The 20,925-nt window shown below is 74.5% G+C and carries 22 protein-coding genes; 8 read left to right on the forward strand and 14 right to left on the reverse strand.

The window, feature by feature from the left end:
• Positions 1-79 precede the first annotated feature (79 nt).
• Entirely contained in the window at positions 80-1,459 is a 1,380-nt protein-coding gene (gene xylB, locus BLS43_RS23000) for a xylulokinase (protein ID WP_093088705.1), read from the reverse strand.
• Positions 1,460-1,485: 26 nt separating this feature from the next.
• Between xylB and BLS43_RS23005 the strand changes: the two genes are divergently transcribed.
• Positions 1,486-2,247 (forward strand): NAD-dependent epimerase/dehydratase family protein, encoded by a 762-nt coding sequence (locus BLS43_RS23005; protein ID WP_093088706.1) that lies wholly within the window; start codon positions 1,486-1,488, stop codon positions 2,245-2,247.
• A gap of 3 nt (positions 2,248-2,250) precedes the next feature.
• On the opposite strand, the gene BLS43_RS23010 is transcribed toward BLS43_RS23005, so the two are convergent.
• Both BLS43_RS23010 and BLS43_RS23015 read right to left on the reverse strand, forming a co-directional pair.
• Positions 2,251-3,672: a deoxyguanosinetriphosphate triphosphohydrolase family protein gene (locus tag BLS43_RS23010; RefSeq protein ID WP_093088707.1), complete on the reverse strand. Its 1,422-nt coding sequence runs from the start codon at positions 3,670-3,672 to the stop codon at positions 2,251-2,253.
• Positions 3,673-3,700: 28 nt separating this feature from the next.
• Entirely contained in the window at positions 3,701-5,083 is a 1,383-nt protein-coding gene (locus tag BLS43_RS23015; protein ID WP_218129963.1) for an MFS transporter, read from the reverse strand.
• A 74-nt stretch (positions 5,084-5,157) separates the two neighbouring features.
• Here BLS43_RS23015 and BLS43_RS23020 point away from each other — a divergent pair, with 74 nt between their 5' ends.
• On the forward strand, positions 5,158-6,117 hold the full coding sequence (locus BLS43_RS23020) for an Lrp/AsnC family transcriptional regulator (protein ID WP_093088894.1): 960 nt from the start codon (positions 5,158-5,160) through the stop codon (positions 6,115-6,117).
• A 54-nt stretch (positions 6,118-6,171) separates the two neighbouring features.
• Here BLS43_RS23020 and BLS43_RS23025 read toward each other — a convergent pair whose 3' ends face one another.
• The gene (locus tag BLS43_RS23025; RefSeq protein WP_093088709.1) at positions 6,172-7,569 is read right to left on the reverse strand and encodes a cytochrome P450; all 1,398 of its coding nucleotides are present in this window, start codon (positions 7,567-7,569) and stop codon (positions 6,172-6,174) included.
• 65 nt (positions 7,570-7,634) lie between these two features.
• On the opposite strand from BLS43_RS23025, the gene BLS43_RS23030 reads away from it, so the two are divergent.
• The gene (locus BLS43_RS23030; protein WP_143030180.1) at positions 7,635-8,177 is read left to right on the forward strand and encodes a TetR/AcrR family transcriptional regulator; all 543 of its coding nucleotides are present in this window, start codon (positions 7,635-7,637) and stop codon (positions 8,175-8,177) included.
• Positions 8,178-8,208: 31 nt separating this feature from the next.
• Here the strand turns inward: BLS43_RS23030 and BLS43_RS23035 are convergent, their stop codons facing one another.
• Together BLS43_RS23035 and BLS43_RS23040 are read right to left on the reverse strand one after the other, a co-directional pair.
• On the reverse strand, positions 8,209-9,027 hold the full coding sequence (locus BLS43_RS23035) for an ABC transporter permease (protein ID WP_093088711.1): 819 nt from the start codon (positions 9,025-9,027) through the stop codon (positions 8,209-8,211).
• Positions 8,987-9,793 carry an ABC transporter ATP-binding protein gene (locus BLS43_RS23040; RefSeq protein ID WP_245707721.1) on the reverse strand — a complete coding sequence of 269 codons (807 nt, stop codon included), beginning with the start codon at positions 9,791-9,793 and terminating at the stop codon, positions 8,987-8,989. The genes BLS43_RS23035 and BLS43_RS23040 overlap by 41 nt, the downstream gene beginning before the upstream one ends.
• Before the next feature lie 94 nt (positions 9,794-9,887).
• Here BLS43_RS23040 and BLS43_RS23045 point away from each other — a divergent pair, with 94 nt between their 5' ends.
• From BLS43_RS23045 to BLS43_RS23060, 4 genes are all read left to right on the forward strand, one after another.
• Positions 9,888-10,082 (forward strand): hypothetical protein, encoded by a 195-nt coding sequence (locus BLS43_RS23045; RefSeq protein WP_093088713.1) that lies wholly within the window; start codon positions 9,888-9,890, stop codon positions 10,080-10,082.
• Between the two features lie 62 nt (positions 10,083-10,144).
• Positions 10,145-10,891 (forward strand): SDR family NAD(P)-dependent oxidoreductase, encoded by a 747-nt coding sequence (locus tag BLS43_RS23050; RefSeq protein WP_245707722.1) that lies wholly within the window; start codon positions 10,145-10,147, stop codon positions 10,889-10,891.
• Entirely contained in the window at positions 10,888-11,565 is a 678-nt protein-coding gene (locus tag BLS43_RS23055) for a TetR family transcriptional regulator (RefSeq protein WP_093088715.1), read from the forward strand. Before BLS43_RS23050 ends, BLS43_RS23055 begins: the two co-directional genes overlap by 4 nt.
• Positions 11,562-12,620 carry a phosphotransferase family protein gene (locus BLS43_RS23060; RefSeq protein ID WP_218129964.1) on the forward strand — a complete coding sequence of 353 codons (1,059 nt, stop codon included), beginning with the start codon at positions 11,562-11,564 and terminating at the stop codon, positions 12,618-12,620. The genes BLS43_RS23055 and BLS43_RS23060 overlap by 4 nt, the downstream gene beginning before the upstream one ends.
• 31 nt (positions 12,621-12,651) lie before the next feature.
• Here BLS43_RS23060 and BLS43_RS32125 read toward each other — a convergent pair whose 3' ends face one another.
• From BLS43_RS32125 to BLS43_RS23085, 6 genes are read right to left on the reverse strand one after another with little or no spacing between them, the layout of a single operon-like run.
• Complete coding sequence (locus BLS43_RS32125) at positions 12,652-12,774, reverse strand: SDR family oxidoreductase (protein WP_425438564.1); 123 nt, start codon at positions 12,772-12,774, stop codon at positions 12,652-12,654.
• Positions 12,765-13,400: an SDR family NAD(P)-dependent oxidoreductase gene (locus BLS43_RS23065; RefSeq protein ID WP_218129965.1), complete on the reverse strand. Its 636-nt coding sequence runs from the start codon at positions 13,398-13,400 to the stop codon at positions 12,765-12,767. Before BLS43_RS23065 ends, BLS43_RS32125 begins: the two co-directional genes overlap by 10 nt.
• A gap of 54 nt (positions 13,401-13,454) precedes the next feature.
• A complete protein-coding gene (locus tag BLS43_RS23070; protein WP_093088716.1) occupies positions 13,455-13,955 on the reverse strand; it encodes a gamma carbonic anhydrase family protein in 501 nt (166 codons plus the stop codon).
• Complete coding sequence (locus BLS43_RS23075; protein WP_093088717.1) at positions 13,956-14,456, reverse strand: O-acetyl-ADP-ribose deacetylase; 501 nt, start codon at positions 14,454-14,456, stop codon at positions 13,956-13,958.
• On the reverse strand, positions 14,453-15,220 hold the full coding sequence (locus tag BLS43_RS23080) for a 5-formyltetrahydrofolate cyclo-ligase (RefSeq protein WP_093088718.1): 768 nt from the start codon (positions 15,218-15,220) through the stop codon (positions 14,453-14,455). Before BLS43_RS23080 ends, BLS43_RS23075 begins: the two co-directional genes overlap by 4 nt.
• A gap of 9 nt (positions 15,221-15,229) precedes the next feature.
• Complete coding sequence (locus BLS43_RS23085) at positions 15,230-15,955, reverse strand: helix-turn-helix domain-containing protein (RefSeq protein WP_093088719.1); 726 nt, start codon at positions 15,953-15,955, stop codon at positions 15,230-15,232.
• A gap of 85 nt (positions 15,956-16,040) precedes the next feature.
• Here BLS43_RS23085 and BLS43_RS23090 point away from each other — a divergent pair, with 85 nt between their 5' ends.
• Positions 16,041-18,335: a molybdopterin-dependent oxidoreductase gene (locus BLS43_RS23090; RefSeq protein ID WP_093088720.1), complete on the forward strand. Its 2,295-nt coding sequence runs from the start codon at positions 16,041-16,043 to the stop codon at positions 18,333-18,335.
• 174 nt (positions 18,336-18,509) lie between these two features.
• Here the strand turns inward: BLS43_RS23090 and BLS43_RS23095 are convergent, their stop codons facing one another.
• Complete coding sequence (locus tag BLS43_RS23095; RefSeq protein WP_245707723.1) at positions 18,510-18,800, reverse strand: DUF7218 family protein; 291 nt, start codon at positions 18,798-18,800, stop codon at positions 18,510-18,512.
• 117 nt (positions 18,801-18,917) lie between these two features.
• The gene (locus BLS43_RS23100) at positions 18,918-20,759 is read right to left on the reverse strand and encodes an MFS transporter (RefSeq protein WP_218129966.1); all 1,842 of its coding nucleotides are present in this window, start codon (positions 20,757-20,759) and stop codon (positions 18,918-18,920) included.
• Between the last annotated feature and the right edge of the window lie 166 nt (positions 20,760-20,925).

Here is a 20,925-nt window from a genome sequence, read left to right on the forward strand (position 1 = left end):
AGATCGCGATCTGCGGTCCACAGGTGCCGGATCCGGCACCTGTGGACCGCAGCCCGCGATCAGAGCCGATCAGAGCCGGTCAGAGTCGGGGCAGGGGGTGTGCGGCGGCCTCGCGGTAGCGCTCCTCCAGGCCCTTCGTCAGGGTGCCCTCGTGCACCCGCGACCCGCCGCTCTCCCAGGTGGGGAGCGTGCCGGTGGCCACCCAGGCCGCCTGTCGCGCCGCGCCGTCCGCGACGTACTCGCCCGGCTCCGGGACCACGACCGGGACGCCGAACACGGTGGGCGCGATGCGCCGGACGGCCTCGGAGCGGGCGGCGCCGCCGATCAGCCGGACCGCCGCGGGCCGCACGCCGACGGCGGCGAGGGCGTCGATGCCCACCTTCTGTCCGCTCAGCATGCCCTCGACGGCAGCGCGCGCGAGGTGCGCGGGGGTGCCGTTGGCCAGGGTCACGCCGTGGACGGAGCCGGTGGCGTCGGGCAGGTTCGGGGTGCGCTCGCCCTCCAGGTACGGGACCAGGACGAGGCCGTCGGCGCCGGGCGGGGCGGACAGGGCGAGGTCGGACAGGGTGGCGTGGTCGACGCCGAGGAGCCTGCCCGCGGCGTCGAGCACGCGGGCGGCGTTCAACGTCACGACGAGGGGGAGGAACGCCCCGGTCGCGTCCGCGAAGCCGGCGATCGTGCCGGACGGGTCGGCGCCCTGGCGGTCCCCGCGCGCGGACACCACCCCGGACGTCCCGAGCGAGACGATCACGTCGTCTCCCGCGCCGAGGCCCAGCGCGGCCCCGGCGTTGTCCCCGGCGCCCGCGCCGAGCCGGAAGCCCGGACCCGCCACGGACTCGGCGGGCCCGAGCACCCGGGGCAGGACGACGTCGTCCCGGCCGAGGCCGCGCCGCAGCAGGTCGCGGCGGTACTCGCCGGTCGAGGCGTCGAAGTACCCGGTGCCCGAGGCGTCCGACCGGTCGGTGACCAGGTCCTCCAGGTCCGTCGACCCGGAGAGCCGCCAGGTCAGCCAGTCGTGGGGCAGGCACACGGCGGCGACCCGGGCGGCGTGGTCCGGTTCGTGCTCGGCGAGCCAGCGCAGCTTGGTCACCGTGATCGACGCGACGGGCACGGTGCCGGTGGCGTCCGCCCACGCCTGGGCCCCCAGCTCCTCGACCAGCGCCGCCGCGGCCCCCGCCGACCGCGTGTCGTTCCACAGCAGCGCGGGCCGCACGACCTCGCCCGCCGCGTCCAGGCACACCATGCCGTGCTGCTGCCCGGCGACGCTCACGGCGGCGACGTCCTCCAGCCCGCCCGCCTGGGCGAGCGCCTCCTGCAGCGCCGTCCACCAGTGCCGCGGGTCGATCTCGGTGCCGTCGGGGTGGGCCGCCTTGCCGGAGCGGACCAGCTCCCCGGACTCGGCGTCCCGGACGACGACCTTGCAGGACTGGGTGGAGGAGTCGACACCGGCGACGAGCATGCCGACACCCTGCCAGGATCAGGCGCGTGGAACGAGTACTGATCACGGGTGCGGCCGGACGGATCGGCGGAATGCTGCGCGAGCGGCTGACGGGTGTCGAGCTGCGGCTGCTCGATGTGGAACCGGCCGGGAGCGGGTCCATCGTCGCCGGCGTCACCGATCCCGACGCGATGCTGGAGGCGTGCACCGGCGTGGACGCGGTGGTGCACCTGGGCGGGATCTCCGGTGAGGACACGTGGGAGCGGATCCGGGACGTCAACATCGAGGGCACCTACGGCGTCTTCGAGGCGGCCCGGCGGGCGGGGGTGCGGCGGGTCGTGTACGCCTCCAGCAACCACGCGGTCGGCTTCTGGCCGAACCCCACCGAGAACGCCCCCGAGCTGCCCGACGACCTGGCCCCGCGCCCCGACACCTTCTACGGCGTGAGCAAGGTCCTCGGCGAGGCGCTCGGCGCGCTCTACCACGACCGGCACGGGATGGACGTGGTCTGCCTGCGGATCGGCAGCTGCTTCCCCGCGCCCCGCGACCTGCGCGGGCTCGCGACCTGGCTCTCGCCCGGCGACTGCGCCCGGCTCGTGCACGCGGCCCTGACCTGCGAGAACCCCGGCTTCCGCACGGTCTGGGGGATCTCGGCGAACACCCGCCGCACCTGGTCCCTCGCGGGCGGAGCAGCGATCGGCTACCACCCGCAGGACGACGCCGAGGTCTTCGCCGCGCAGCTCACCGCGGGCTCCCCGGAACGCGAGGAGGCCGGCCGCCGCTACGTCGGCGGCGCCTTCACGTTGTGAGCGCTACAGCGCCATGGCGTCGGTCCACAGCCGCGCGCTGCGTCCGGTGAGGACGTCGAGGAGGGCACCGGCCTGCGCGTCGGTGAGCGAGGCGACGTAGTCGACCACGGCGCGGCCGCGGGCCAGGTGGGGGACCTCGGCCGCCGGGACGTCGAGCCGCGCGTACTGCTCGCGGGCCAGCTCGACGAGATCGTGCAGCCGGGGCGGCAGGGCGGGGGAGTGGGTGTCGCCGAGCCAGTCGTGCAGGGCGCCCACCAGCCCGGTGACGACCGTCGCCTGGCCGCGCTGGTGCGAGGCCAGGTCCGCGCGGAGAAGCACGAACTGCTGGTGCACGAACTTCAGCACGGCGACCTCGTGCCACTGCGCCTCGCCCAGCACCACGTGGGCGGCGCGGACCGGGGGATCGGCGAGCACCCGGATCCCCCCGACCAGCCGGGCGGTCCAGCGCGCGGAAAACTCGGCGACGGCGCGCTCGGCGGCCATCGACCCGTCGAAGGGCAGCGCGAGCAGCCCGTCGACCAGCTCGTCCCGCACCCGGGCGACGGCGGCGGCGAACGCGTCGTCGGAGTAGATCCACGCCTCCCGCTCGGCCATCCGCCGCCGCAGCCGTTCGAGCGCGGCGCCGGGCCCCGACGAGGGGTGCGTCTCCCACCCGCGCAGCTCGGCCGCCACCCCGGCCTGCTGCAGGACGCCGACCCGGTGGAAGTCCTCGACGTCGTGGATGGCGTAGGCGATGTCGTCCGCGGTGTCCATCACCGACGCCTCGACGGTCTGCTCCCACGGCCCCACCGGGAAGGGGCGGCGCGCGGCGACCAGCTCGTCGAGCTCGGTGTCGTAGGCGGAGAACTTGCCGACCGCGCCGCGCGGCGGCAGCGCGGCCGTGCCCGGGTGCGGGTCCGGGTAGGTCAGCCGCGTCCACGGGTACTTCAGCACGGCGGCGCGCACGGCCGCGGTGAGGCCGAGGCCGGTGCGGCCCGGCCCGTGCAGGTCGATCGTGGTGAGGATGCGGAAGGACTGGGCGTTGCCCTCGAAGCCGTCGGAGAGCCCGAGGCGGTCGCGGGCGATCCGGTCGAGGACCTGTTCGCCGAGGTGGCCGAACGGCGGGTGCCCGAGGTCGTGGGCGAGCGCGGCGGCCTCCACGACGTCCGGGTCGCACCCGCCGAGCTTCTCGACGAGCGCGGAGGACTCCGCACCCACGTGCTCGGCGATCGCCCGGGCCACCTGCGCGACCTGCAGCGAGTGCGTGAGCCGGTTGTGCAGCAGGAGCCCGGACCCGTTGGGGCTGACCACCTGCGTGACGCCGGCGAGGCGGGCGAAGAAGGGTGAGGCCGCGATCCGGTCGCGGTCCACCCGGAAGGGCGAGCTCGCGATCCCGGCCCCGGTCTCCGCGGCCCCCGCCGACCGCTCCTCCCGCCCCACACCCATGCGCGCGAGAGTAGGCCGTGCGCCTCGGCTAGCCGACCCCGACCGGGGCCCGCTGCGGCCGGACCGTCGGGCGGACCAGGGCGAGGACCAGCAGCCCGCCCAGCAGGCCCGCGGCCCCGGCGACGAGGTAGCCGTGCCGCAGCCCCTCCGCGACGGCCCCCGCCACCGCGCCGTGTCCCGCGGCGAGGGACTCGACGTCTCCCGCCGAGCGCTGGAACACCAGCCCGAGCACCGCCACCCCCAGGGCGAACCCGAGCTGGCGGGCGGTGTTGAGGGTGCCGGCCACCATGCCGCCGAGCTGCGGGGGCGCGGCGGACATCGCCGCGGCGGTGAGGGTCGGGATCGCCAGCCCGACCCCGATCCCGACGACCGCGAGCCCGGGCAGCAGCACCCACTGCGACGAGTCCTCCCGGACGAGGGCCTGCAGCCCCGACCCCACGCCGACCAGCAGCAGCCCGGTCCCGACCGTCCAGCGCGGCGAGACGCCCTGCAGCGCCCGCCCCGCGACCGCCGAGACGGCGAAGGAGCACACCGCCATCGGCAGCAGCGCGACGCCCGCGGCGATCGGCGTCAGGCCCAGGACGCCCTGCATCCACACCGAGGTGTAAGCGAGCATGGCGAAGGCCGCGGCCATCAGCAGCAGCCCTGCGGTGATCGTCGCGGTGAAGGAGGCCGAGCGGAACAGCGCCAGGTCCAGCAGCGGGTGGGCGGCGCGGCGCTCGATCCACAGGAACACCGCGAGCGCCGCGGCCGCGAGCACGAGGAACGGTGCCGCCGCGGCCCAGCCGTGGGAGCCGGCCCGGATCAACGCGTAGGTCAGGCCGCCCGCGAAGACGGTGAACGCCAGGGTCCCGGGCACGTCCACCGTGACGCCCGGGCGGCGGGTCTCGGCGCACACCGCGAGCGTCAGGACGATGGTCACCACCGAGACGGGCAGGTTGACGAGGAAGATCCACCGCCAGCCCGCGTGCTCGGTGAGCAGCCCGCCGACCAGCGGGCCGAGCGCGGAGCCCGCCCCGTTGACCGCGCCCCACACGCCGAACGCGACGCCCCGGTCGCGGCCGTGGTAGGTGGCGTTGAGCATGGCCGTGGTCGTGGCGAACATCAGCGCGCCGCCGACGCCCTGCAGGCCCCGCGCGGTGATCAGGACGCTCGCGCTCGGGGCGAGCCCGCAGGCCAGCGACCCGAGGGAGAACAGGGCGAGGCCTGCGACGTAGGCCCGCCGCCGTCCGACGATGTCCGCGAGCGACCCGGCGCCGAGCAGCAGGGCGGCGAGGACGAGGGCGTAGACGTCCAGCACCCACTGCAGCGCGCTGAAGGAGGCCTGCAGGTCCGCGGCCATGTCCGGCAGCGCGACCGTCACGATCGTGACGTCGAGCAGGAGCATGAAGGATCCGAGACAGATGGCCACGAGCGGCCACCACCGTGAAGTCATGCGACGAGCATCGGGCTGTGGCCGCCGAAAGCGGCCTAGGATGGGTGACCGTGCAGAAATCCGACACGTTCGACGGCCTGGATCGAAGAATCCTGCATGCGCTGAGCATCGACGGCCGGGTCTCGTTCGCCCGGGTCGGCGAGGTGCTGGGGGTGTCGGACCGGACCGTCGCGCGGCGCTGGGCCCGGATGCGGGAGTCGGACTCGGTGCGGCTGGTCGGGGCGCGCGGACCCGACCGTCCGGTGAGCGCACAGTGGATCATCCGGGTGCGGTGTCGGCCGGGCAGCGCCACCGAGGTCGCGCACGCCCTGGCGCGCCGCGAGGACACCCGGTGGGTCCAGCTGCTCTCCGGCGGCACCGAGATCAGCGCGAGCGTCCAGTCCTGGTCGGCCGAGGAGCGCGACGAGCTGATCCTGCAGCGCCTGCAGCGCACCGCCCAGGTCCAGACCGTGACCGCGCACAGCATCCTGCACGTCTTCACCGGCGGGCCGGACGTGTTCGCCGCCGTCGAGGTGCTGGAGGCGGCCGAGGTCGCCGCCCTCACCCCGGTCTTCCGGGAGCGCGCCACCGGGCTGACCGAGGCGGACCGCCCGCTGCTGCGCGTCCTGAGCCGGGACGGCCGCGCCCCCTACGCCGAGCTGGCCGCCGCCACCGGGTGGTCGGAGTCCACCGCGGCCCGCCGCCTCGAGGCCCTGCGCGGCGCGGGCCTGCTGTTCTTCGACCTGGATGTCGACGACCGGCGGCTCGGCTTCCACGCCCACACCCGCATGTGGCTGAGCGTCCCGCCCGCCCACCTGCTCGAGACGGGCCGGGCGATCGCCGCGCACCCGGAGGTCGCCTTCTGTGCGGCGACGACCGGCCGGTCGAACCTCACGGCGTCGGTCGTGTGCCGCGACGAGGCCGACCTCTTCCGGTACCTCACCGAACGCGTCGGCGCCCTGTCCGCCGTGTCGGACGTCGAGACCGGTCCGATCATGCGCACGGTGAAACGGGCGGGCGCCTACCCCTGACCTGCGCCTTCGGCGCTCGTGCGTGGTAAGTGGTGCTCCAGCACCACTTACCACTCACAGGCGCCGCAGGCGCACGGGAACACCACCGACCGGCACGGGCAGGGAGGTGTTGTCCCAGCGCAGGCCGGGCTCGCTGGTCCAGCGGTGGGTGCGGAGCAGCTCGTGCAGGATCGTCAGCACCTCGTAGCGCCCGAACCACAGCCCGATGCACTTGTGCACGCCGCCGCCGAAGGGCACGAACGCGTCCCGGTCCTTCGGCGGCGCGGCGAACCGGTCCGGGTCGAAGGTCTCCGGCGAGTCCCAGCACTGCGGGTCGTAGTGGTTGACCGCCTGCGCCACGGTGACGCGCGTCCCGGCCGGGATGTGGTGGCCGAGGACCGTCGTGTCCTTCACCGCCGTCCGCAGCACCACCGGCACGGGCGCGTCGAGCCGCAGGGCCTCGGACACGACGTGGTCGAGCGTGGTCAGCGACCTCAGGTCGGCGACCCCGAGGTGCCCGTCGCCGAGCGCGAGGGACTCCGCCCGGGCCTTCTCCTGCCACTCCGGGTGCAGTCCGAGGTGGTAGGCGGCGGAGGTCGCGGTGGTCGTCGAGGTGTCGTGCGCGGCCATCATCAGGAAGATCATGTGGTTGACGACGTCGTCGTCGGAGAAGGCCTCGCCCTCCGGCGTGCGGGCGTGGCACAGGGCGCTGAACAGGTCGTCCCCGGTGCCCGCCCGCTTGGCGGGCAGGGCGTCGCGGAACCAGCGCTCCAGCACCGCGCGCCCGTCGAGCCCCTTCTTCCACCGGGTGCCCGGCAGCGGCCTGCGCACGAACGCGTTCGCCCCGCGCACGCAGGCCACGAAGGCCCGGTTGATCTCGTCCGACTGGGACCCGGAGTCCATGAACACCCGCGCCGCGACGTCCAGGGTGAGCTGTGTGAGCGCCGGGTGGATCCGCATGTCCCCGGACCAGGTGTCCAGCGTGGAGCGGACGACGGGCGCGGCCTGGCGGACGTAGCCCGCGACCCGGTCCGCGGTGAACGCCTCCTGCATGATCCGCCGGTGCATCCGGTGCTCGTCGAAGTCCAGCAGCATGAGCCCGCGGTGGAAGAAGCGGTCGACGAGGGTCCGCCAGCCCTCCTGGGAGAAGGCCTTGTCCCGGTTCACCAGCACCTCGCGCGTGGCCGCAGGCCCCGCGACCACGACCGAGCGCCCGAGCGGCCCGCCCATCCACCACACCGGGCCGTAGCGCTCGGTGCGCCTGCGGGTGAGCTCGTGGCCGAGGCGGACGTAGCCGAGGGTGTGGCCCAGCAGGGGGAGCCCGAAGTCCCCGGGGATCTCGGCGGTGCCCGGGGGCACCGGGCCGAACGGGCGGGCGGCGCCGGGCTCGCGCAGCCTGCGGTCGACGCCGCGGGGCAGCGGGACGGTCAGTACGGACGAGTACCGGGCACGCACCTGGTCGACGATGGCCATGGGCCGACCGTAGACAGATTGCTGAAGAGTGTCCAGAGAATTGACGCGACCTCTAGAGTTGTCTCATGCGACCGATGGCCGAACGCGCCCGCGCCCAGCTGCGCGCCGAGGCGCTCGACGTCGCGGAGGAGCTCGTCGTCGCCGGCCGGTTCGGCATGCCCGAGCTGGCGAGCAGGCTCGGGGTCAGCAGGCAGACGCTCTACAACGAGTTCGGCGACCGCCACGGCGTCACCTCCGCGCTGGTCCTGCGCTCGACCGAGCGGTTCCTCGACGGCATCGAGGCCGCGCTGGCGGGGGAGCGGGACCTGCACGCCGCCTGGGTGGCCGCGGTGGCCGCGGCGCTGCACCGGGCGGCGGACGAGCCCCTGCTGAAGGCGCTGCTGACCGGGGACTCCGACGTCCTCGGGGCGGAGCCGATCGTCGTCGCCGCCCGGGACCGCGCCGCCGCCTACCTGCGCCGCACCTGGCCGGAGCTGGAGAACGTCGACCTCGCCGCCGAGACCGCCGCCCGGCTGACCGTCAGCCACATCGGCCTGCCCCTCGCCCCGCCGGAGGTGATCGCCGAGCAGGTCGCGACCGTCGTGGTCCGCACCTGTGCGCGGCGATAGTCGCCCTGGCGACGATCGCCGCGCACGAGGGTCAGCGGGTCAGGCGGGGCAGCACGGCGCTCGCCAGGCTGATCATCAGCGCCGCCGCACCGAGCAGCACGGCGAAGCAGAGGCCCAGCCGGGCGGGTTCGCCGATCATCAGGCCGCGCAACGCCTCCACCTCGTACGACAGCGGGTTGACGTGGTTGACCCACTGCAGCCAGGTGGGCATCAGGGCGACGGGGTAGAGCGCGTTGGAGGCGAAGAACAGCGGCATCGTGATCGCCTGGCCGATCCCCATCAGCCGGTCCCGCGACAGCACCAGCCCCGCGATGGCGATGGACAGGCAGCAGAAGATCGCCGACCCGAGCATCAGTGCGGCGACCACGCCCAGCCACTTCAGCGGGTTCGCCGTCAGCGAGACCCCGAGGACCAGCGCCAACGCCAGCACGACCACCGCCTGGGCCACGGCGCGGATGCCGGCGGCGAAGGCCTTCGCGGCGACCATCGCGACCCGCGGGGTGGGGGTGACCAGGAGCTTCGACAGCACCCCGGCGTCCCGCTCCCAGATGATCTGGATGCCGTAGAAGATCGCGATGAACAGCGCGGACTGGGCGAGGATGCCCGGCGCGAGGAAGTCCAGGTAGGGCACGTTCCCGGTGGGGATCGCGTGGATCGCGGTGAACACGTTGCCGAACACCAGCAGCCAGAGCGCGGGCTGCACGGCGCGGGTGACGAGCTCGGTGCGGTCGTGGCGCAGCTTCTGCAGCTCCACCAGGCACATCGTGGCGATCCGGGAGAGGAAGACCCGCACCGGTGCCCACCAGGACTCAGCCCAGCCTGCCTGCGGTGCGGCGAGCGCTGCGGACATCGGAGATCCCTCCCTGCTCCAGGTCGTCCCCGGTGTGGTGGCGGAAGACGTCGTCGAGCGTGCCGATCCCGTCCTTGAGCGCGGCGGGTGTGCCGAGCGCCCGCACCCGGCCGCGGTGCATCAGCGCGATCCGGTCGCAGTGCTCGTCCGCCTCCTGCATGGCGTGCGTGGTGACCAGGACGGTCATCCCGGTCTCGGCGCGCGTGGCGGCGATCCGGTCCCACACGCCGTCTCGCGCGACGGGGTCGAGCCCGACCGTCGGCTCGTCGAGCACGAGCAGCTGCGGTGTGCTGACCAGCGCCTGCGCGAGCTCCAGGCGGCGGACCATGCCGCCGGAGTAGGTCTTGGCGGGTCGGTCGGCGGCCTCGGTGAGGTCCATCGCCGCGAGCACCTCCGCCACCTTCTCCCGCCGGACGCGGCGCGGGACGTCGAACAGGCGGGCGAACAGCGCCACGTTCTCCCGGCCGGTCAGCGTGGCGTCCGCGGACAGCTGTTGGGGGACGTAGCCCAGCAGGCGCCGGACCCCGATCCGGTCCCGGGCGACGTCGTGCCCCAGGACGGTGATCGAGCCCGGCTCGGTGGGGAGCAGGGTGGTGATCATCCGGATGGTGGTGGTCTTGCCCGCGCCGTTCGGGCCGAGCAGCCCGAACACCTCCCCGCGCTCGACGCGCAGGTCCAGCCCGTCGACGGCCGTCGTGCCGCCGAACGCCTTGCGCACCCCGCGGCACAGGACCGCAGGCTCGGGTGGGTTCTCGCTGGTGGACACGGGTCGACGGTACTGCGGCCGAGTAGTGATGAGCAATGCCAACGACTGTGCCGCCGGCTCGACGGGGAGGGGGCGAGCTGCCAGGCTCGCACCCATGAGCGACGAGCAATGGTTCTTCTGCCTCAAGCACCACACCGTCGAGGGGCCGGACGGCTGCCGGGCCGCGGACCGGCTCGGCCCGTACCCGGACAGGGAGACGGCCGCGCGGGCCCTGGAGATCGCCAAGGAGCGCACCGAGGCCGCCGACAAGGCGGACGAGGAGTGGCGCGAGCGGGGCTCGACCCGCTGACGAACCGGCACTAGGCTCTCCGAGATTTGATGCAGTCGCATCGCTGTCGAGAGGGGCACACCGTGGTGGAGGACAAGGTCGCGGTCGTGACCGGCGGCAGCCGGGGCATGGGCCGGGAGATCTGCCGGGACCTGGCGCGGCGGGGCTTCCGGGTGGTCGTCGCCAGCCGCAAGGCCCCGGCCTGCGAGGAGCTGGCCGAGGAGCTCGTCGCGGAGTTCGGGGTCGAGGCGATCGGCGTGGGTGCCCACGTGGGCCACTGGGCGGACTGCGACGCGCTGATCGACCGGACCCTGGACACCTGGGGCCGCATCGACGTGCTGGTCAACAACGCGGGCATGTCGCCCCTCTACGGCGGCCTCGGCGCGGTCGGCGAGGACCTGTTCGACAAGGTCATCGGGGTGAACCTCAAGGGGCCCTTCCGGTTGGCGGTGCGTGCGGGCGAGGCGATGCAGCGCGGCGACGGCGGCCAGATCGTCAACATCTCCAGCATCGCGGCCGTGGCCCCCGCTCCCACCGAGCTCCCGTACGCGACCGCCAAGGCGGGCCTCAACGCCCTGACCCTGGGTCTGGCCCGGGCGTTCGGGCCCACGGTGCGGGTCAACTGCGTAATGCCCGGCATGTTCCGCACCGACATCAGCAAGGCGTGGGGCGAGGAGATGTTCGCGCAGGCGAGCCGGGTGCCCGCGGGCCGGATCGGGGAGGCGTCCGAGATCGTCGGGGCCGTCCGGTATCTCACCAGCGAGGACTCCACCTACACCACCGGCGCGGTGCTCAAGGTGGACGGCGGCGCGACCTGGGCGCCCGCATGAGCACGGCGTCCTCGGCCGCGGGGCGGCCGGACACCCGGTCGCGGCTCCTCGACGCCGCGGAGGCGCTGTTCGCCGAGCGCGGCAGCGAGGCGGTGTCGCTGCGGGAGATCGGCCGGGCCGCCGGGGCGCGCAACGTCATCGCCGCCCAGTACTGGTTCACCGACCGGGACGGCCTGGTCCGCGCCCTGATCGAGCGGCACGCGCCGGAGATCGAGGCCGCCCGCCACGCCCAGCTCGACGAGTACGAGGACCTGCTGGCCCGCGGCGCCGCGGGCTCCGAGCAGGATCGGCTGCACCTGCTCGCGGGTGCGTTGGCCCGCCCGCCCGCGCGCAAGCTCGAACAGGGCGTGAGCGGGGCCGGGTACCTGCGCACCGTCGCCGACCTGCTCACCCGCCCCGAGCCCAGCACCGAACACGTGGGCTACGACCGCGAGGGCGGGAGCATCATCCGCTGGAGACACCTGCTCGAGCCGCTCCTGGACCCGGACGCCGTCGTCCTGCACCGGAGGTTCTACGTGATCCGCTTCGTCGACGTCGAGCTCGCCCAGCGCTCCCGCGCCCCGGGCAGGCGCGACCACCGGCTGTTCGTCAGCCAGCTCGTCGACTCCGCCGCGGGCCTGCTCGGCGCCGCCACCTCGGACGAGACCCGCAGGCTGCGCGCGGAGCGGGGGTGAGCACCGGGACGGGCGCGGGTGTGGTCGATCTCGACGACCTGGGCCGCTGGGTGCGGGCGGAGGGGATCGCCGAGGAGATCGGCGAGGTGACCCCGCTCGCGGGCGGCACCCAGAACGTCGTCCTCAAGATCGAGCTGGACGGTCGGCCGGTCGTGCTCCGCCGCCCGCCCGAACACCCCCGGCCCACCTCCGATCGCACCCTGACCAGGGAGATCACGGTGCTGCGCGGGCTGGCGGGCACCGACGTGCCGCACCCGCGGCTGATCGCCGGGTGCACCGACACGTCCGTGCTGGGAGTCGTGTTCTACCTGATGGAGCTGGTCGACGGCGTCAACCCCGGCGAGGAGGTGACCGAGGCGCAGCGCGCGGACCCCGCCCTGCGCCGCGGGCAGGCCCTCGCCGTGGCCCGGGCGCTGGCCCGGCTCAGCGCGGTGGACCCCGTCGCCCAGGGGCTCGACGTGCTGCGCAAGCCCGGCGGGTTCCTCGCCAAGCAGGTGCCGCAGTGGCTCGGCCAGCTGGAGTCCTACCGGGAGTTCGCGGGCTGGGACCCGGCGGGGCTGCCGGACGTCGAGCCGATCGCGCGGTGGCTCACCGCGCACCTCCCGCCCGAGCCGGAACCCGGCGTGATGCACGGCGACTTCCACCTCAACAACATCCTGCTCGCCCGGGAGGAGCCCGCGGTCGCGGCGGTGGTGGACTGGGAGATGTGCACGGTCGGCGACCCGCTGCTCGACCTGGGATGGCTCATGGTCACCTGGCCCCAGCCGCCCCGCACCCTCGAGGTGGGCGGCCCGTTCGCGCAGCTCGGCGGCCTGCCGACGCGTGCGGAGCTGGTCGCCGAGTACGCCGCCGCGGGCGGGCGGCCCACCCGGGACGTCGACTGGTACACCGCGCTGGCGGGCTTCAAGCTGGGCATCGTGCTGGAGGGGACCCACGCGCGGGCGGGCGCGGGCAAGGCGCCGAAGGAGATCGGCGACCGCCTGCACCGCCACGCGGGCGCCCTGCTCACCCTCGCCCGCTCCATCGCCGACGGCGAGTGGTCCGTCCACCCCTGACCGCATTGTGGCTCCACAATGCGGTCGGGGGTCAGAGCTGGGAGCCGCCGTCGACGTCGAGGATCGTCCCGGTGATGTACGCGGCGCTGTCGGTCGAGAGGAACACGGCCGCCTCGGCGACCTCCCCGATCTCGCCCCAGCGCTTCAGCGGGATCCGCGCGTAGTGTGCTCCTCCCGGGTGCTCTCGTCCGGCGCCAGGCGGGCCATGCCCTCGGTGCCGGAGATGGGCCCGGGGGAGATGCCGTTGACCCGCACGTCGGGGCCCCATTCCATGGCGAGCACCCGGACCAGCTGGTTGATGCCGGCCTTCGCGGCGCACGCGTGTGCCTGCAGCGGCATGGCGTTCACGGCCTGGCCCGCGGTGATCGCGATCAGCGAGGCGCCGGGTGTGCGGAGCAGGTCGTAGCTCGCCCGGAAGACGTGGAACGTGCCGATGAGGTCGATGTCGACGACGGCCTTGAACGCGTTCGCGGACATCGTCGCCGCCGGGGCGAGGAAGTTGCCCGCCGCGCCGGACACGACGACGTCCAGCGGGCCGAGCTCGGTCGTCGCCTGCTCCAGCGCGGCGCGCGTCGCGGCGTAGTCCCGCACGTCCGCGGTGAGCGCCAGCCCACCGAAGGTCTCGGCGGCCGCGGCCGCCTTCTCCGGGTTGCGGCCGAGCACCGCGACCGCCGCGCCGAGCTCGGCGTACCGCCGCGCGATGCCGAGATCGATGCCGCTGGTTCCGCCCGCCACGAACACCGTGCGGTTCGCCATCAGGCCGTCCGAGAACGCGCTCACGTCCGGGTCCTCTCCGTCGAGTCCCCGTCATCCCATGCGACTGTGACGTTCACGTCAAGTCTTGTGGAGTCCGGTGAGGTGCAGGTAGGTCGCCGCGTTGAGGGTGATGCCGTTGCGCGCGGCGTCGTCGGTCTGGGAGCGGACCTTCGCCGGGACGCCCGCGACCAGCGAGTTCGGGGGGACCTCGGTCCCCTGGGTGACCACGGCGCCCGCCGCGACGATCGACCCGCTCCCGATCCGGGCCCCGTTCATCACGACGGCGCCCATGCCGACCAGCACGTCGTCCTCGACCGTGCAGCCGTGCAGCACCACCCGGTGCCCCACGCTCACCCCGTCGCCGACGGTGCACGGGAAGCCGGGGTCGGTGTGCACCACGGTGCCGTCCTGCAGGTTGCTGCGGGCGCCGATCGTGATCGGCTCGAACTCGGCGCGGAGCACGCAGGTGTACCAGACCGACGACTGCGCGCCGACCGTGACGCGGCCCGCCACCACCGCACCCGGCGCGACCCAGGCGGTCGGGTCCACCGACGGCGTGTGGCCGTCCACAGTGATCATCTACACCCCTTCGAACGCACGCAGGATCTCGGCGCTGAACAGCACGAACCGTGCGGTCTGGACCTGCGACGGCGTGTCCCGCACGGTGGTCACGGCGATCCGGGCGGCGTCGTCGAGCGGCCAGCCGTAGATGCCGGCGCTCACCGCCGGGAAGGCGACGGTGCGGGCCCCGAGCTCGTCGGCGACCCGCAGCGACTCGCGGTAGGCGGAGGCGAGCAGCGCGGAGCGGTCCTCGCGCTTCGCGTAGACCGGCCCGACGGTGTGGATCACCCAGCGGGCGGGCAGCCGACCCGCCGTGGTCGCCACCGCCCGCCCGGTCGGCAGCCCGTCGGGGAACCGCGTGCGGCGCAGCTCCTCGCACTCGCGCAGGATGTCCGGCCCGCCCGCGCGGTGGATCGCCCCGTCGACGCCGCCCCCGCCGAGCAGGCCGGAGTTGGCGGCGTTGACCACGGCGTCCACCTCCTGCGTCGTGATGTCGCCCTGGACGAACTCGATGGTCAACGGAGCCTCCCCAGCAACGGGATCGCGGCGATCTTGGCCTCGGTCAGGGACTCCCAGAGGATGCCCGCGGCGGGCCGGTCCTCCCGGGCGGACCGGCAGTCGATCACCCGCTCCGGGGTGACGACGAGATCGACCGGCACGTCGTGCGCGGCGGTCGGGATCACGCCCGCGGGCCTGACCTGCAGCTCGTGCACGGTCGTCACGACGAGGGTCTCCTCCGCGACGAGCCCGGCCGCCCGGGCCAGCGCGAACTCCAGGTCCGCGAACCCGCCGCCCTTGCCCAGCCGCGCGCCGTCCGCACCCACGGCGACGCAGCCGGTCACCACGAGGTCGACGGGGTCGAGCTCGTCGACGGCGACCCGGCGGGCGTTCGCGGTGGCGTTCTTGATGGACACGGCGCGGCGCGGCGGATCGGTGAGGTGCGCGGGATCGAGCAGGAAGAAGGGGTCGTCCTCGGCGAGCTTGGGCACGGCCATGTAGAGCGTCTTGCCGTCCTCGAGGGCCCGCTGCCGCACCGGGAGCTGCGCGGAGTCCGGGTTGGACTTCACCGTCGCGGCCGCCGTCCACTCCGGACGGGAACGCAGCAGCTCGGCGGCCCGCTCGGCGCCGGTGAAGTTCGAGATCCGGTGCCGTGCGCCGGGGAAGCGCGCCACCTTCGCCTCGGTCAGCGCCGTCCACACCTCGTCCCGCAGCGCCGCCTTGGCCTCGAGCAGGGCGCGGTCGCCGCCCGCGTCGTGGTCGTGCCGCCGGGGCGTCCGTGCCATGCGTGCACCCTACGGCGCCTCGTCCAGCAGCGCGTGCACCCGCCGGACGACGTCGATCTGGGCGTCGTTGTACAGGTCGCGCAGCGCCTTGCCCATGGTCTCGCCCGCGAACCGGGCGCCGCCGGGGGCGTCCGTGCCCAGGTCCGCGGCATCCGGATGGCGCTGCCACATCCCCCGGACCTCCTCGGCCATCCGGCGGGCGAGGTCCTCGCGGGTCGCCTCGTCGGCCTCGGTGGGCAGCCCGTCGAACTCGGCGTCCGCGGACGTGCGCTCGAGCGAGCCGAGCAGCTCCGAGTAGGCCTGCATCCCGCGCGGGCCCAGCACCCGCGACAGCACGACGGTGAACGACCGGTCGGCGTCGGAGATGTCCGCCCGCGCCGCCGACGCGAGCTCGGGCGGCAGGTCGGTATGCAGCGGCTGCGTCATGATCGCGGCGAGTTCCCGGCGGATCCGCTGCAGCCGCTCGATGGTGGCGGCCAGTTCTGCGTCGAGGGTGCGCAGGGCTTCCTCGGGGTGGTCGTCGGCGTCCCCCATCTCCGCGATCTGGGACAGGGAGAAGCCGAGGTCGGTGAGGCGCTTGATGCGCAGCACGCGGACGAGGTGCGCCACGCCGTACTGCTTGTAGCCGTTGGCGCGGCGCTCGGGCTCCGCGAGCAGCCCGACGTCGTGGTAGTGCCGGACCGCGCGCAGCGTCGTCCCGGTCAGCTCGGCGATCTCGCGAGTGCTCCAGGCCATGCACTGATCTCACACCATGCCCGTGCGCGGTAAGTGGTGCTCTGGCACTACTTACCACGCACGACCGCACGTAGGCTGAGCGGCGATGACCGTCTCGCACAGCGCGCACTGGGGAGTCTTCCGGGCCGAGTGGGAGGGGGAGCGGCTGCGGGTCACCCCCCACCCGGACGACCCCGACCCCTCGCCGGTGCTGCAGAACGTCCCGGACGCGGTGCGCCACCCGGCCCGCGTCGCCCGGCCCGCCGTGCGTCGGGGCTGGTGGGAGCACGGGCCCGGGCCGTCGGACCGGCGTGGGCACGAGGAGTTCATCGAGGTCGGCTGGGACGAGGTGCTGGACCGGCTCGCCGGGGAGCTGCGCCGAGTGCACACCGACCACGGCCCGACCGCGGTCTACGGCGGCTCGTACGGCTGGGCCAGCGCGGGGCGGTTCCACCACGCGCAGAGCCAGATCCACCGGTTCCTGTCCATGGCGGGCGGCTACACGCAGTCGGTGAACACCTACTCCGGCGGCGCGGCGGAGGTGCTGATCCCGCACGTCCTCGGGCCGTTCGACGCGGTGACCCGCTCCGTCGTGACCTGGGACCAGATCGCCGCGCACACCGACACCGTGCTGGCCTTCGGTGGCATGGCGCTGAAGAACTCGCAGATCGCACCGGGCGGGATGTCGCGGCACGTCGAGCGCTCCGCGATGGCGGCGGCCTCCGCGCGCGGGACGCGGTTCGTGCTGGTCAGCCCGTTGCGTCCGGATCTGCCGGCCGCGGTGTCCCCGCAGTGGCTCGCCCCGGAGCCGGGGACCGACGCGGCGCTGATGATCGGCCTGGCCCACACGCTGCTCGTCGAGGACCTCCACGACCGGGACTTCCTCCGCGACCACTGCGACGGGTGGGAGGCCTTCCGCGAGTACCTCGTGAGCGGCGATGGTCGCTCTGGCGACCATCGCCGCTCACGGGGGCGGGACGCCGACTGGGCCGCCGAGATCTGCGGGATCCCGGCCGACGAGATCCGGTCGCTCGCGCGGCGGCTCGCGGCGGGCCGCACGGTGATCACGGTGGCGCAGTCGCTGCAGCGCGCCGAGCACGGCGAGCAGCCGGTGTGGGCTGCGCTCGCGCTGGCCGCCATGCTCGGCCAGATCGGCCTGCCCGGCGGCGGGTTCTGCTACGGCCTGGGTTCGCTCGCCCACTACGGGCGGGTGCGCACCGCCGTCCCCGTCCCGACCCTGGCGCGCCGGCCCAACCCGGTCCGCTCGTTCATCCCGGTCGCGCGGGTGGCGGACATGCTGCTGGACCCGGGTGGGAGCTACGCCTACAACGGGTCCGACCTCACCTACCCGGACATCCGGCTCGTCTACTGGTGCGGCGGCAACCCGTTCCACCACCACCAGGACCTGTCGCGGCTGCGACGGGCGCTGGCGCGCGTGGACACCTTCGTGGTGCACGAGTCGGTGTGGACGGCCACGGCTCGGCACGCGGACGTCGTGCTGCCCGCCACGACGACCCTCGAACGCGAGGACATCGGCGCGGGCGGCACGGACGCGCTGGTCGTGGCGATGAAGCCGGTCGCCCCGCCGTACGAGTCCGCGCGAGACGACCACGCGATCTTCGCCGAGCTCGCCGCCCGCCTGGGCTTCGCGGAGCGGTTCACCGAGGGCCGCACCCCGCGCGAGTGGCTGGTGCACCTGTGGGAACGGACCGAGAAGGCGTTGGCGAACAAGGGGTTCCCGGCGCCCACGTTCGAGGAGTTCTGGGCCGCGGGCGAGGTCACCCTACCCACCGGCCCGGACGACGGCGGCATGCTCGCCACCCTGCGCGACGGCGGGCGGCTGACCACCGAGAGCGGGCGGGTCCAGATCGGGTCCGCGGTGATCGCGTCCTTCGGCTACGACGACTGCCCCGGCCACCCCGCCTGGATCCCGCCCAGCGACCCGCCGTCGGCCCGGCACCCGCTGTGGCTGGTGTCGAACCAGCCCGCGACGCGGCTGCACAGCCAGCTCGACTTCGGGGCCACGAGCGCCGCAGGCAAGGTCGACGGGCGCGAGGTGATGCGGATCCACCCCGCGGACGCGGCCGCGCGCGGGATCGAGGACGGCGCCGTGGTCCGGCTGGTCAACGACCGCGGAGCCTGCCTCGCCGCGGCGCGGGTGACCGACGAGATCCGCGGCGGGGTGGTGCAGCTGCCGACCGGGGCCTGGTACACGCCGGCCGCGGACGACGATCCGACCTGCGTACACGGCAACCCCAACGTGCTCACCAGGGACGTCGGCAGCTCCCGCCTCGCGCAGGGCTGCACCGGCCAGCTGACCACGGTGCAGGTCGAGGCCTACGTCGGGGTGCCGCCCGCGGTGCAGGCCCACCGTCCCCCGCGGATCCGCCAGGCGGAGTAGCCCCGCCCGCCGCCGCGGGTCGCGCGGCGGTGGGCGGGCTTCCGACGGGGCCGGGGAGGCATGCCGCGACCAGGCCGGGACTTCCTGCACGGCCCGGAGTCGTGTCCCGCGTCGCACCGACTACTGAGTGACCGGTGCGGCGGGGGCGCAAACCTCGCGTCCCGTCTCGGAGCACTAGTGGGTGCGGAGCGCCTCGATGAGCTCGTCCTTCGACATGCTCGACCGGCCGTCGATGCCGACCCGCTGGGCGCGCTCGTAGAGCTCGTCCTTGGTCATGTCCTCGTACGAGCCTGCCCGGCCGCCGCGGGCGGCGACCGTCTTCTCGCCCTCCGCCGCGGAGCTGTTGGCGATGCGTGCCGCCTTCTCCTTCGACGCCCCCTCGTCCCGGAGCGCCTGGTACACCTTCTCGTCCTTGATGCTGGGATTCGGCATGGCGGAGAGGTACCCGCCGGGCACTGCGCCCATTCCCGGCCGAGGGTGGCACGGGAGGGTGCACGTTTCGTGCGCTCAGTGCGGCATGATCACGGCTTCCGTGCGCTCACGGTGGTGCGGACCGCACTGAGCGCACGAAACGTGCGCGTCTCACCCGGCGAGCACCGGTTCCGGGGCCGGTGCGACCACCGTCCGACGCGACGACCGCGGCGCCGGTCGGGGGTCGACGGCGGCCCGCTCGACGAGCGTGGCACCGCGGAGCATCGACGGCCGCACCGGAACGGCGACCCGCGCACCCGTGGTCGGGATGATCCGCAGGGGCTGCACGCGGGCGTCGACCATCAGCGGCCGCCCGGTGCGCACCACGGGGCGCAGCGGACGCAGGACCACCCGGCGCGTGGCGTCCCCCCGCGGCCCCGGCCGCAGATCCGCGGACGCCGGGACCGTGACCAGCCTGCGCAGGACGGGCCCCGGCCCGCGGGCGGCCAGTACCTGGGCCTGCCTGCGCAGCGCCGGCCGCACGGCGGGTACGACCCGGGGGAGCGGCAGCCGCGCGGGAAGCGTGACCCGCGGACGCGCAGGCCCGACGGCCAGCGCCAACGCCGCGGCGGTCAGCGCCAGCACCGGGACCAGCGCGAGCGCGGTGGGTAGGCCCGCCTGCTCGGCCACGAATCCGATCACCGGCGGACCCCCGAGCAGCCCGGTGTACCCGACCGTCGAGGCGAGTCCGACACCGCGGGCGCCCGAGTGCGCGCCCGCGCGGGCGATCGCGATCGGGAACAGGTTGGCCAATCCCAGCCCGACCAGCACGAACCCGGCCAGCGCGAGCTCGGGGGAGCCGGTGAGCAGGGCCAGGCTCATCCCGGCGGCGGCGAGCCCGCCGCCCCCCGCGAGCAGCCGCGTCTGGCCGATCCGGCGCAGCAGGACCCCGCCCGCCAGCCGCCCGCACGCCATCGCGAGGGAGAAGCACGAGTATCCGGCCGCGGCCAGCGCGGGGCCGGCGCCGAGGGTCTCCTGCAGGTGCAGCGCGCCCCAGTCGGTGATCGCGCCCTCGCCGAACGCGGTGCAGCCCGCGATCAGCCCGAGCAGCACGACCAGGCCGCGCCCTCGCCGAGCGTCACGGGAGCGCACCGGGGTGGACGGTGTGGTGACGTTCGTCGGGGGTGTGGTCGTCGAGTGTGACGGGGGTGTGGTCGAGGGTGCGTTCGCGTGACTCTCGGAACGATCTTGGGGGGTGTTGCGGTGAGCGTCACGGGAGCGCACAGGCGCGAACGGTGCGGTGACGTTCGTCGGGGGTGTGGTCGTCGAGTGTGACGGGGGTGTGGTCGAGGGTGCGTTCGCGTGACCCTCGGAACGATCATGGTGACGGGTCGCGGGGAGGCCCAGGTCGCGCAGCGCCGGACGGGTCCAGGCGGTCACGCCGAGCCCGACCAGGCCGACGCCGACCAGGTGTGGGAGCACCGGGCCGAGGGCCGTCGCGACCCCGCCGACCGCCGCGCCGACCAGCCCGCCGAGGCTGAACGCGGCGTGCAGGAACGGGAGTAGCGGCCGGTCGGGGCGTCGGGCCTCGACCGCGACGCCCGCGCTGTTGATCGCCACGTTCACCAGGCCGGTGCAGGCACCGAACACCAGCAACGCCGCGCAGAGGGTGGGAATGGAGCCGGCGAGGCCCGGCAGCGGGACCACCAGGCAGACGGCGAACGAGCCGGCCACGGCCACCCGACCCGCGCCGAAGCGGGTGGCCAGCAGGCCGGTGAGCTGCATCGACGCCAGGGCGCCGAGGGACACGCAGAGCAGGGCCACGCCGAGGGTCGCGTGGGTGGCCCCGACCTGCTCGGTGACGTCGGGGATGCGGGCGGCCCAGCTGCCGAACACGGCACCCGCCAGGGCGAACAGCGCCATGACGGGGTTGCGGGCACCGGTGGTGGGACGGGGGGACGGACGGAACCGGCCGGACGCGCGCAGGCGCGTCCCGACGGGAAGGACGGGCATCGGGCATGTTCCTCGGGCGGGGCGCTCCGGCGGCGTTCGGGTTGCCGGACCGGGGCGCCCGCCGTGACGGCCACGCGCGGCGCGCGCGGCGGGGCGGTCGGAGTGGGGAGACGCACGACCGCGTGCGCCGAGGTGCCCACGGTGCCAGAACGCCGACCCTGATCGC

The sequence above is a fragment of the Pseudonocardia oroxyli genome (genome assembly GCF_900102195.1).
In the GTDB taxonomy this organism is placed as follows: Bacteria; Actinomycetota; Actinomycetes; order Mycobacteriales; family Pseudonocardiaceae; genus Pseudonocardia; species Pseudonocardia oroxyli.